The sequence below is a fragment of the Planctomycetia bacterium genome (assembly GCA_015075745.1).
Lineage (GTDB): Bacteria > Planctomycetota > Phycisphaerae > UBA1845 > UTPLA1 > UTPLA1.
In genome coordinates this window covers 986,054-998,429 of sequence record JABTTW010000001.1, presented here as the reverse complement: position 1 = coordinate 998,429, position 12,376 = coordinate 986,054, and the positions used below count along the sequence as shown (strand labels likewise).

Here is a 12,376-nt window from a genome sequence, read left to right as displayed (position 1 = left end):
CTACCTGGCAGGCCGATTAAGCGGCGCCGTGAGAGATTGTCTGGACCGGGCTGCGACGTTGTCGAGAACGTTCATATAGTTGATGTAGCTGTCGTACGGCGACTCATAGGGATTGAAATACTTGTGAACGTCGCCGTCGGCGAAGTATTTGGTACACATGTAATAAAAGTGGTCGGAGGTCAGCAGCCGGCGCCAATCCGAAAGCAACTCCGCATCGCCCTTCGCCTTGACCGCACCCTCCAACGCGAACGCCTCCTGCAAGGCGTTTGACTGCATCGCGTTGCCCAGCCAGGCCGACAGGTCGCGCTCGGTATCGGCCCAACTGATCAAATGAGGGCAGTCGTACTCACCGGACGGTTCATACGCGCTCACGATTTCCGACGGCTTCATGAAATTGTTGTCCCCGCTGATCTTCATGACCTCGCCGGGCATGTGGTACAGGAACTCAAATATGCCCGTCTCGGTCCACTGATGCTCGCCGAAAGTTTCGTAATCCATGAACAGGTTGACCGCGTATCCATTGCCGTTGACCTGGTTGACCCATTTAGCGAACTTCTCCGCCGTCAGCGGCCACTCGGCCCAGCTTCTGTTGCCAAAGCGAAATGCTATGTCGTCGGACAGGCGATAGTTCTTCAGCAGTACCGTGATCGGCGCGGAAGGAGCCTTATAGACAAAATTCGGCGAGCGGTATCCCAGCAGGTGATCGGCGCCTTCCGCGATGATCGCCTTGTAGCCCAACTTGTGGGCCGCGGCGGCGACATCGTTGTTGTAGATGAGTTCGGTGTTACGAAATACGGTGCTCTTCTGGCCAAAAAGCCGGCCGATCCGCTCCTGCTGCAAGGCGACTTGTTCCTCGAACTCGGCGCGAGAAAACAGGAACGCGAGGCTGTGGTAATACGTCTCTGCCAGAAACTCGACGCAGCCCGTATCGGCCAGGCGTTTGAAGCTCTCGATGACTTCCGGGCAGTACGCCTCGAATTGGTCCAGCACGACGCCGGTCAGCGAATACGAACAGCGAAAGCGCCCCTCATGGACACGAATCATGTCGAGGATGCACTGATTCGCGGGCAGGTAGCATTTCGTCGCCACCTTGCGACAGATTTCCGCGTTCTTGTAATCGTCGAAATAATTATGATCGGCGTCGAAAATCGAGTAACGACGCAGTCGGAAAGGCTGGTGAACCTGAAAATAAAAGCAAACCGAAGCCATGGCTACCTTGCCTTCCGCCGAGCGGCAATCGCCTGACCATAAACCCCCACGCAGGCCTCGGCCGAGTCACGCCAGGTGAGTTTCTGGATCTCAAAGTTGCCGTGCTCTCGCAGAGTAGCTTGCAGCGGCGGGTGCCGCAACACGGCGACGATCTTGTTCGCCATCTCGTCGACATCCCAGAAGTCCACCTTTAAGACGTGGCTCAGGATTTCCGAGACGCCGGACTGCTTGGAAATCAACACCGGCACGTCGTGCGACAACGCCTCCAATGGGGCGATGCCGAACGGCTCGCTCACCGACGGCATAACGTATAGGTCCGCCATTTTGAAGATGCGCGCAACGTCGTTGCCGCGCAGAAAACCCGTGAACACCACCTTGTGCCCGATGCCCAGTTCCGCGGCCAGCTCGATCATCCGCTTGGTCATGTCGCCGGTTCCAGCCATGACGAAGCGCACATTTTTCTCGAACTCCAGCACCTTCTTGGCCGCCCCGAGAAAATACTCAGGGCCTTTTTGCATGGTGATGCGACCGAGGAAGAGAACGAGCTTCTCCTCATTGCCAATGGCCGGCGGCAATTCGTAATCGCTGCCGTTGTTGTCAATCGCGTTATAGACCACTTCAACGCGGTCGGCCGGCGCCGCATATCGGGAGAGCAAAAGGTTTCGCGTGAAATGGCTGACGGCAATCGCCTTGTCGGCCACGTGGACACCTTCGCGCTCGATGTCGTATATCCGCTGGTTGACGTGTTCGCCGCTGCGATCGAACTCGGTCGAGTGAACGTGCACAACGAGCGGCTTGCCCATCGCCCGGGCCACCGCGATCCCCGCCGGGTAGGTCATCCAGTCGTGGGCATGAACCACGTCGAACTGCTCGGTCCGCGCCAGTATCACGGCGATCTCGGCGAATCGCTGTGTCTCGGCGAACATGTCTCCGCCGTAATGGCCGGCCGCGGCACTGCTGCTGCGCATCCCAAGGATGGAAGTCGGAGTATTGGCGATCGATTTTGCCCCGCCGCCCGCCACCACGTCCTGTGAGGTGATGGATTGAGTGGTGTTGTGAATCTCGTCAAAGCGGGTTTCCGGCGACGTATAGGGCTGAAGCGTGGACGGAATGGCGCGAAACTCGACATTGTCGAACTCGCGCAGCGTGTAGGCGCGATAGGCCGCCTCGGCCAATTCGACTGAGGGTGTCTTCAGGGTCACATGTGTCGAGAAAGTTCCGGCGATCGGCTGTGGCAAAACGAAAATGACGTGGTGGCCGAGCTCCGACATCGCCTTGGTCAGACCGTAACAGGCCGTGCCCAGGCCGCCGGAGATAAACGGCGGAAACTCCCAACCTAACATGAAGACGTTCATCGTTCTCCAGCTTGACGAGCGGCCGTGTTGAACTCGCCGCAGGCCGTCTTTCTTGAGAGGAGCATAGCGCGCATCGCACCGCCCTCGCAGCGGGGCAGACCTCAACGCGCCGCGAATGATTCGCGGTTCTCAGGTAGAAAAGTACCGGGGCGTCTTGGGCCGCGGGCGCGCGGTGCTTTCCCGCCCAGGCGCCGCCATGAACTTCGGCGAAAAGCGAGAGCGGCCGGGGCCTGCCTGAAGCCCGGCAAGTATGGGGAGCGACCCTCGTTCTGTCAACGAAAATGCGAAATCTTCACGATTGGGGAAGAATTGCGAGGGGTGAGGTTATTTTGGGCTCGGATCGATTGGGGCGGGAGCGCCTCCATGGCGCTTCTCACAAAGTGCCATGCCTCGACGTGAATCTCTCCCGGCAGCGGCTAAGCTGTTGGTCAGGTCCTCCACTGCATCTTGGATACATCGACCGAGAGCATCGAAGTCTCCGGGATCGTTTCCCTGTGGAGCGTAGAGTTCGATGCAGTCTTGTTGACGCTCCTTGTTTTCCTTGACACAGCGTAGACTCCGGTCGCGATACTTAACCACGTACTTGGTCTTGCAGTCAGTTAAGGGGGTTTTCTTTCGACTTGACCCTTTTGGCACTATCTTTTCCTCCCTTTCTTTCCGTTTCGCCAGGCTGCAATGATGGTCGATGCAATGACCGATGACCTGTCCTCACCGAGGTATCCGGTCGCCTTCCAGAGGAAAAGATGAACGCGGGAAGTGGGATGCGTTCGAGCAAAGGACCGCAGCGCCTGGAGCCAAACCGTTCCTTCCCCGCGATGCTCAGCAAACAGAAACACGACCGGCCACTCGCCGTCGGGCAGATCGAAGGCTCTCAAGTCCGTTTCGCCGGAGAGAGTTACGACGCGCGGATTTTCCGCCGCCAGCACCTGCGTCCAGACTTCAGCATCCTCGACCGACCCAGCGGAACCGTCGCAGAGGATCAGAGCCTTGGCGGAGTCAGTTTGACTTCCTCCGGACCTACATCAGAGAATGCAAACGCACAGATCAACAGCACTAATCGGATCATGGCAAGCCAACTCTCTGAAGTCAGCGAAGTCGGATCAGCCGCCTGGATCCGGGGCGGGCTGCGTAGTCGCCGGCACCGTCAGGGCTTTGCAAAAATCAATACATCTTTTATATTGGTGGAATGCAGCGCCAATGCAATTCGAATAATCTTCAGCCGCCTCCTGCATGCATGTCGTCCACCGCTGTTGATCCGGATTGGGCGAGGTAGGACCATGTGCGACGTTACAGTGTTGTTCTTGGGTGGTGCGTTCTGTTAAGCACGCCAGCGTCTTACTAACCCATGTATTGAAACAATTGTCTTCACACGGTTCTATTTGAATCCCGATGGCCCGTAGATTTCCCGAATCCATTGTCTCCGAGTATGGACCGACAGTTGCTAGCGAACGAACCTGAATGCCAGAAAACGTCGGAAGAACTAGACCAGATTCAGTGGCAGGGCGTGGCGTTTGAAACGGTGTACTGGATGTTAGTGCGTAAAGTGTAGTCGTTGAGTTTCCTCGCCACCCAGTTATCGCAGTTGTGCCGACAACCGCGGTTCCCGGAGTTGTTGTTTCACCGTGGTCGTGCCAAGTAAAAATCTGAACCTCATCCTGAGGATGCAACTGCGCGTACTCTCGAAGAGGTCCGGCGTACGCCGGTTCGCCCGAAACATACCTTGACAACACTATGACGCGTGCCCAAGTCCCTTCTGCTAAGCGAAGCGAGAAGCTGGCTGAGTTTGTGGCGTAGACCACACTTCTTTGCTCCCTTGCAGCGATTGATTGCCAGAGATGTGCCCAAGGAACTGCTCCTGGGCTTTGATCCAAATAGATCAGGACCGTCGATTCTGGTTCAGCGTACACGGGCTGCGCCATACCACCAGCACTAACTGATAGTAAAAGAATTAGGCCCGACAAACAGCGTTTCATGATGTCCTCTCTAATAGAAAATGAACTGCCCGATTGTACTCGCTTCCAAGCGACAGCAAACGTACAATTTGCAGGTATTGTATCCCCCCCCCGCTGTGTCAATGACGATTTTCAATTTGTACCTTACGCGAGCCATCGAATAGTAGAAAATGATGTAAAGCTGCGTCGATCCTCAGATTAGCGAAGTGTTCCGCTCACTTTATGGGTGGGGTTGCTGGAGGATCATTCGGCTTCGGCGCTTCCGTGGGCGTCGCAAGCGATGGTGAACAGGTTGGAAGTGCCGAGGCCTCATCGCCCACGAACGGGCTCATGATCTTCCCCAGTGCCCATTCGGTCCAACTCTGCTTGTTCGAAGACAAGTGCGCCGTGATCGCGTCGAAGAACGGCTTGCCCGCCTCCTCAAGACACGTCACCGCGCCGCGCTCCTGAATGCGATAGATCGTCTCGCCGTAAGACTGGAAGATCGTCTCGGAGAGGACATCCGCCGTTGCGTTGCCCACCGCGAAGGCCGCGCCGACCGCCTTGCCCGCGGTGGCTTCCAGGTCGAGTGTCATGAGCCCGACGACAGACTCCATCGCCACGCCGTCCCGGCTGGCGAGCGACTGCATCCTGGCCCAGAGATTATCGATGCGCGGCAGAAGGTCGGTGGCCTCCTTGAAGACGCCGGAATATCCGCGCGTCAGGTCGTCGCGCAACTTCGCCAGCGAGGCGACGTCGACCGGCGGCAGGTCGAACACCTGCGCCGTGTCCTTGCCGGCCTTGCCGAGCGCCTCAAGAAGCTCGTCCACTTCCTTGATGTGTGCATCCTTGTCGATAACACCGTTCTCTTTCAACTCGGCGACGAGCTTATTGAGGTAGGCCTTCGATCCGTGGGCGATGTCGCTCACAAACGCGAAGACCCACAACGGCGAGAGGTGAACGGCGAAGAGTCCGGCCGCATTGATGACGTTTCCCGCCATGGCCCGTGGAATGTAGTTTTCCGGCAAAGAACCCGCACCATCCGGTGAGACCTCGTAGGCGCCCTGCACCTCGGCGATCTTTTCGATGAAGAATCGCTGGCTGTTGCCGACCATGGCGATGTAAGCCGTCGTCTTTCGCAGAGGCTCGGGGATCAGCGTGTCGGTGAGCAGCTTCGACGTTCCGCCAATCGCCACAGCCGCGGACCGTACCAGGCGCTCCGGCAGACTAAGCGTAAAGCCGAACGCCTTGAACGCTTCCTTAAGTGATATGGCCATGAAGGCCAGAACGTACCCGCCCACCTGCCTTTTCGCCAGTGCGGACCCGCTTATCCCGAATATTTCATCAGGTCGGCGTTGAATAGGAATAGAAAAAGCCTCGAAGCCTTGTAGACTGGGGTTTCGTAAGAACATTCCGGTCCATAGGCAGGGAGGCTTTTTCGTGACAGACTGTAACAGCAAACCGATGTTCTTTTCCAGTCTCGGCCGCAAGAAAATCGTGGCCGATTTCACAGGCGGAACGCTCACCTCAGACGCCGGGGGTCTGCTGCTTCGGGAGGTCGAGCGGCGTCTGGGCCTGGTCGATCAACTGGCCGGGGTCATCAACGACCCGCGTGATCCGGCCCGAATTCAACATGACCAGCGGGTCATGCTGGCCCAGCGCATCTTTGCCATTGCGATGGGCTACGAAGATCTCAACGACCATCAAGCCCTGCGGAGCGATCCCGTGCTGGCGGTCCTGACCGGGCGGCCGCCGAGCGCGGATGAGCCGCTGGCCAGCAGTCCGACCTTGTGCCGGCTGGAGAACCGCGTCACGCGCGGCGACCTGGCACGAATGTCGCGTGTGCTGGTGGAGCAGTTCATCGCGTCCTATGAATCGCCGCCGGAGGAATTGATCCTCGACTTCGACGCGACCGACGATCCGATCCACGGCAACCAGGAAGGCCGCTTCTTCCACGGCTATTACGACCACCACTGCTTCCTACCGCTGTATGTGTTCTGCGGCTCGCGGCTGCTGGTCTCCTACCTGCGGCCCAGCAACATCGACGGGGCCCATCACGCCTGGCCCATCCTGAAGCTGCTGGTGCAGCGCTTGCGACAGGCGTGGCCCGGGGTGCGGATCATCGTCCGCGGGGATTCCGGCTTCTGCCGCCGGCGAATGATGAAATGGTGCGACCGGCACGGCGTCAAGTACGTGCTGGGCCTGGCCCGCAACACCGTCCTGGAGAAAGCGGCCGAGTCCTTCATGCAGGCGGCCGAGGCCCAGTTCGCCACCACGCAGCAGAAGGTGCGGAACTTCCACGAGATCGAGTACGCGGCGCAGACCTGGGATCGCCCGCGCCGCGTGATCGTCAAGGCCGAGCGGCTGGTTCAGGGGCCCAACGTTCGATTCGTGGTGACCAACCTGACCGACCGCACGCCGAACGATATCTACGACGGTCTGTACACGGCCCGCGGCGACATGGAGAACCGCATCAAGGAGCAGCAGCTCGGGCTCTTCGCCGATCGCACCAGTTGCCACGCCTTCCTGGCCAATCAGTTCCGGCTGCTGTTGTCCTCGGCGGCCTACGTCCTGGTGGAAACGCTGCGCCGCACGGCCCTGGCCGGCACCGAACTGGCCGAGGCCCAGGTGAACACCATTCGCCTGAAACTCTTCAAGGTCGCCGCGCGGGTGGTCGTCTCCGTGCGCCGCGTCGTACTGCGACTGTCGAGCAGCTGCCCCCTGCAGGACCTGTGGCGATCCCTGGTTCCACGACTCCGCCTGATCCCGCCCGCCCCATCATGACCCGAAAAACAACCTGATCACCGCTTGGGGGTAAGGGGGCCCTGCGCGCTCCAACCTCCACCTTCGTCCCTCCGCTCACGCACAAAGCCGAAAAACTCCGTCCATCACCATTCGAAGATCACTGATGAAATATGCGGGTTATGGCGGTTGCCGCGTTAGCGAACGATCAGAGCCGCGCCCGTAAGGAAGCGGGCCGAAAAGCATCGCTCGCGGAGCATCGTCCAATCATCCAGGAGCCGCTTTAGAATAACAGGCGACTTTTCTAACGCCGCCGAGATCGCTTGAGGCGATTGCGCGCGACGATCCAAATAGCCGGCAGAGGAACGACAGAGACCGCCACGCCCTGGCCGCAGGTTCCACAGGTCCCGCCTGTCACATTGAACGGCTGAGAATCCTCAGTGACCAGGCTGCCGGATGACGCATTCAATACATCGCCGTCGCATGCCCGGTCGAGCGTAAGCGCCGCAAAGGTTGCCAGGCCGTCGGTGGCATTGGCGACCGCACCGGCCAGATTTCCGCCGCACGGCGCCGTCTGCAATGTCAGCAGCACACCGGCGTTGCTGGTTGTTCGATTGCCGAACAGGTCGATGATTTCCACGGTTACGGGTGGATTCATCGCAGCGTTTTGAGTCGTGTTGGTGGGTTGCTGGACAAACCTGAGCAGACGAGGGGTATTCGGCGTTATGTCGAATGAATCGGATAATACCGGGGCCCCCAGGCCCGATGCCGCCAGCACGTAGCCTGTCGTCTTGACATTTATTCGCAAATCGTCCGCCGCGCTCCAGGATGCCACACCGTTGACAGTTGGCTTGGTCAGGCCCGTCGTCGAAAGAAGCGGCCAGCCACCTGGATTTACCGCGGAATCCAGCGTGACGTTGAGCGGCGTCCCGGTCAGTGCATTGCCGAATTCGTCCACCGCCGTCACATCAATCAGGATATCGTCACCCGCCGCGGTCGTGACGGGCTGCCGTGTGATCGTGAGTCCGCCTGGATTGCCCGCGGTGATGTCAAATGCGGCGCTGTCCACCATGTCGCTGGCGTTGAACGATTCGCCACTGTGTGTCGCCCTGATTGTGTACCCCGTTGAGGCGGTTGTAATCTGAAGATCGTCAGCCGCAACCCATGCCGCGATGCCGTTAACGGTCGATCGCTGCGTAGCCCCGGAAAGCGTGGCGGCTCCAGGATTATTCTGGATCGCCATTGTGATCGTGCGCGGATCGTTCGTCACGATATTGTTGCCGAAGTCCACGATGGCGACTGACGGAAGGGTATCGACGCCCGCTTGCGTGTTGCCCGGCTGTGTTGAAAAGAGCAGATGATCAGGTGAGCCCTTGTTGATCGTCGCTGCAACGATTCCCTGATTGGTAAAGGCGCCGCCTGCAGCGGTAGTGGTGATATTTATCGTGGTTTGCGCAGGCCCTGCTGCACCGGCCGCGCTGAGAATCCTGATCCGGATGCCATTGATGCGAATGATGTCCTGTCCGCCGCTGGTCCCACTCGTGAAATTAAACGTGATCACTTCATTGGCCGTGCCGGCCGGCGTGACGGTGGCGACGACATTGTTTCCGCCGCCGTTGATTCCAATCGTGCTGCTTTGGGCCGTCAAATTGGAGGCGGGGTCGAACTGAAAGCCCGGACGAACCGTGAGGGTAATCCCCTTTCCCGCTCCGGATGAATACTCAGTCACGATGGTCTCGGCCACGGTAATCGTATTGATGACCACCGAGACGTTGCCCGCTCCCGCGCCGGTGGCAGAAGCCCGGTTGGTGTCTGCGTTCATGGTGATGTTGGGCGAATTCACTGAGTCCGCCCGCAGTCTCGAAATCGAAGCAAGATTCAGCGAAACTCCGGCAACAAGGGCGCATCGGAAAACCACGCCAATCAGTCCACGACCGCAGGCACACGATCTGCCAATTCCCATATAAGAGCTCCAGTAAGACCGACAAGGCAACCCAAACATTCAGGTCAATAATTATTCGATGACAGTCCCGGCGCTTCTCACGAAAATCTGAGAATTTCTTTCCGTAAGACTTCCGCGCCCAGTCTATCGCGGAGCGTCCGACTGGGAAATGATGAGAACCGGTCATCAAGCCTTAGAGAAGTGCACACCTCCCGCCCCGGGGCGTGCGCGACAGGATCGGCTCAGCAATTTGGCGATGCGTGCAGGTGTCAGGGCATGTATCGCCGGACCGGACGATAGAGCATTCCTTCACGTTGGATGAGCGATGACAGTCTCGCCGGATCCTCAAGCACCTCGCGGTTAGCCTCGAAAAATCGGCCGATCATCTCCCAGTCGCGTACGACAATCGCGTGAGAACGAAATCGGTTGGAATCGCCCTCATCTATGATGAGTGTAACCAGTCCGTTGGCGGCGTAGGCCTCTGAGTCGGTCATGGCGTTACCGATCCCGATGAGCAGATTTGAGGACAGGCACTGCAAGTCGGCAATCTGACCGCCTTTGAACTTCTGCACCCGGATGGCCTCTTTAAGCGTCGGCGCAGTAACCACCGGGGCCGCGGGAAAGCCGTTGGTCTTCAGCCAGCGTCGGCTCTTGTTGAGCAGGAATCTCGGTCGGCCCGTGATATAGATCAAGTTAAACCGTTTACTCAAATCCGTCATGGCCTTCACCGCGCCCGGCAGCGGCTGCGAGCCAAGATCATCCTCCCCCTTGGCCAATAAGGCTGTGTAGCTCGTCGCTGACACCGTCTCGTCGATGTCGCACACGATGATGGTGCGCTTCGGATCCCACGCGAACACGCCGCCCTCGGCCTCGACCGTCTGTCCGTCGACGACGGCCCTTGCTCGCACCGATGACGCCCCGTCGGGCAGATGACAACGCCAACGAGCCCAACCGCCTTGGTCAGTTCGGGCCGTTCCCAGCGTTTGATCCCCGGCAAAAAACTCGACATTCACACCGGTCAATTGGTCGACATCACCAAGCGGCGAGCTATGCTCGGACAGCGCGTCGATGGCCGTCTGCCCGCCGTTTACAACGACGACATCGCTCAGGCTGAGCATGGGTTTGGCGCAGCCGCCCGCGGAGAGCAGAATGGCCGAGCCGATTATCCGATAGTAATTACTAAGGAATCTTTGATTCATAAGTCCGCCTCATAGATGCGGAATTGGATGAGGCGGCGATCGAGCGGGTTACAGGTTCGGCAGACCGATGCCGACCGAGACCCGCAAAAAGGGTATCAAGATGACAGAATTACTGACAGTAGAGAATGGAGTTGCTCTACTGACTTTGACCGGGCTCGAAATCGTCCTCGGCATCGACAACATCATCTTTATCGCCATCCTCGCCGGCAAGCTCGATGCGCCCCTGCAGCCCAGGGCTCGGCGGACCGGGCTCCTCCTCGCGATGATCACGCGCATCCTGCTCCTGTTCGGCATCAGTTGGGTAACAAGGCTGACCGCCGAACTCTTCAGCGTCATTGGCCATCCCTTCAGCGGCCGAGACCTCATCATGCTGGTTGGCGGGCTGTTCCTGATCGGCAAGGCGACCTTTGAAATCCATCACAAGATGGAGGGGCCCTCGGGCAAAGAGTCGATGGCCAAGGTCTCGGACTCATTCAAGGCGGTCATCATCCAGATCATAATGATCGATGTCGTATTCTCCCTCGACTCGGTCATTACCGCCGTCGGCATGGCCCGCGATATCACCATCATGATTGCCGCAGTCGTGATCTCCGTGGGAATCATGCTCGTCGCGGCTGGGCCGATTTCCGCATTCGTTGAGCGTCATCCCACCGTGAAGATTCTGGCCCTTTCCTTCCTGCTGCTGATCGGCGTGATGCTCGTCGCCGATGGCTGCGGGCAGCACATCCCCAGGGGGTACATCTATTTTGCGATGGCTTTCTCGCTGGTCGTTGAGCTCTTGAACCAACGCGTGAGACAGGTGCAGATGGCTCAGACGGCGCCGATCGATCGCTGAAGCGAAAATGGCGTCAGTCCATCATGCGTCGGTGCGGTGTATGACCGGGTAGTCTTCGCGCTCGCCCTTGCCGCGCAGCGGATAGTCCTTACGCAGCGGGTAGGCTTCAAACTCGTCCCAGGTCAGGATGCGTCGAAGATCCGGATGCCCCTCAAACACCACGCCGAACATGTCGAAAACTTCGCGTTCCATCCAATCCGCGCTTTTCCAGATGGAAGTAACGCTCGGCACCGTCGGCTTGGGATCGTTCACGAAGCACTTGATCCACAGCCGGTGGTTGTGTGTCAGTGAAAGCAGCGAATACACCACGCCGTACCGATCGGCGGCGTCGGGGAAGTTCAGATAGTCCACGCAGGTCAGGTCAATGAGCTGCTCGAACTTCGTGCGTTCATCGTCCCGCAGGAAACGCATCACTTCGAGCAGCGCGCCCGGTTCGACACGCACATAGAATTGATCGGCCGGCTTGTTCGTCCTCACCACAAGGGGGCGCAGTTCAAGGGACATCGAGGGGAATTTCGATTGCAGCGCGGCGAGCATCTCTTCTGGCTTGGCCATGACGCATCCTTATTCAGCGGCCGTCGGCATCGTCAACTGATAGGTCGGCTGGACGACGTGCCTCATTCCCTTTTCTCGCTCGGCGCTGGGACGAATCCCTTCCTTCTCCACCAGTCGCTGAATCGCCATGATGCCCTCGATCAGCGTTTCCGGCCGCGGCGGACAGCCCGGCACGTACACATCAACGGGTAGGAATTGATCGACTCCCTGTACCACGGCGTAGGTATCGAAAACGCCGCCGGTCGAGGCGCAAGCTCCCATCGAAATCACCCATTTGGGTTCCGCCATCTGAAGGTAAATCCGCTGGAGGACGGGCATCATCTTGATCGCCACGCGGCCGGCACAGATGAGCAGGTCGCTCTGACGCGGGCTGAAGCGCATCACCTCGGCGCCGAATCGGGCGACGTCATAGCGGCTCGCGCCGGTTGCCATCAGCTCGATTCCACAGCACGCCGTCGCAAACGGCATCGGCCACAGCGAGTTCTTCCGTGCCCAGTTGACGCCCTTCTCGCGGAAGAAGTTGACCAGCGTCTCAAGACGCGTGGTCACCAAGTCGTCGTTACCCATGTTGTGCGGATCGGTCTGAAATTTATCCATCACGCTTCTCC

At 58.8% G+C, this 12,376-nt stretch carries 9 protein-coding genes; 2 read left to right on the top strand and 7 right to left on the bottom strand.

Features of this window, described 5'->3' with window-relative positions; translation table 11 throughout:
* The 3 genes from HS101_03970 to HS101_03960 form a co-directional block, all read right to left on the bottom strand.
* The gene (locus HS101_03970) at positions 1-1,209 is read right to left on the bottom strand and encodes a polysaccharide deacetylase family protein (protein MBE7505424.1); all 1,209 of its coding nucleotides are present in this window, start codon (positions 1,207-1,209) and stop codon (positions 1-3) included.
* Positions 1,210-1,211: 2 nt separating this feature from the next.
* Complete coding sequence (locus HS101_03965) at positions 1,212-2,564, bottom strand: glycosyltransferase (GenBank protein ID MBE7505423.1); 1,353 nt, start codon at positions 2,562-2,564, stop codon at positions 1,212-1,214.
* 2,167 nt (positions 2,565-4,731) lie between these two features.
* On the bottom strand, positions 4,732-5,772 hold the full coding sequence (locus tag HS101_03960) for a hypothetical protein (protein ID MBE7505422.1): 1,041 nt from the start codon (positions 5,770-5,772) through the stop codon (positions 4,732-4,734).
* Positions 5,773-5,959: 187 nt separating this feature from the next.
* Between HS101_03960 and HS101_03955 the strand changes: the two genes are divergently transcribed.
* Positions 5,960-7,279 (top strand): IS1380 family transposase, encoded by a 1,320-nt coding sequence (locus HS101_03955; protein MBE7505421.1) that lies wholly within the window; start codon positions 5,960-5,962, stop codon positions 7,277-7,279.
* Between the two features lie 262 nt (positions 7,280-7,541).
* Here the strand turns inward: HS101_03955 and HS101_03950 are convergent, their stop codons facing one another.
* Together HS101_03950 and HS101_03945 are read right to left on the bottom strand one after the other, a co-directional pair.
* A complete protein-coding gene (locus HS101_03950; protein ID MBE7505420.1) occupies positions 7,542-9,080 on the bottom strand; it encodes a hypothetical protein in 1,539 nt (512 codons plus the stop codon).
* A gap of 368 nt (positions 9,081-9,448) precedes the next feature.
* Positions 9,449-10,378: a hypothetical protein gene (locus tag HS101_03945; GenBank protein MBE7505419.1), complete on the bottom strand. Its 930-nt coding sequence runs from the start codon at positions 10,376-10,378 to the stop codon at positions 9,449-9,451.
* Positions 10,379-10,478: 100 nt separating this feature from the next.
* On the opposite strand from HS101_03945, the gene HS101_03940 reads away from it, so the two are divergent.
* Positions 10,479-11,213 (top strand): TerC family protein, encoded by a 735-nt coding sequence (locus tag HS101_03940; GenBank protein ID MBE7505418.1) that lies wholly within the window; start codon positions 10,479-10,481, stop codon positions 11,211-11,213.
* A 21-nt stretch (positions 11,214-11,234) separates the two neighbouring features.
* Here HS101_03940 and HS101_03935 read toward each other — a convergent pair whose 3' ends face one another.
* Positions 11,235-11,750, bottom strand: coding sequence for an NADH-quinone oxidoreductase subunit C (locus tag HS101_03935; protein MBE7505417.1), 516 nt, complete (start codon positions 11,748-11,750; stop codon positions 11,235-11,237).
* Between the two features lie 27 nt (positions 11,751-11,777).
* Positions 11,778-12,335 carry an NADH-quinone oxidoreductase subunit NuoB gene (gene nuoB, locus HS101_03930; protein MBE7505416.1) on the bottom strand — a complete coding sequence of 186 codons (558 nt, stop codon included), beginning with the start codon at positions 12,333-12,335 and terminating at the stop codon, positions 11,778-11,780.
* Positions 12,336-12,376: the final 41 nt, after the last annotated feature.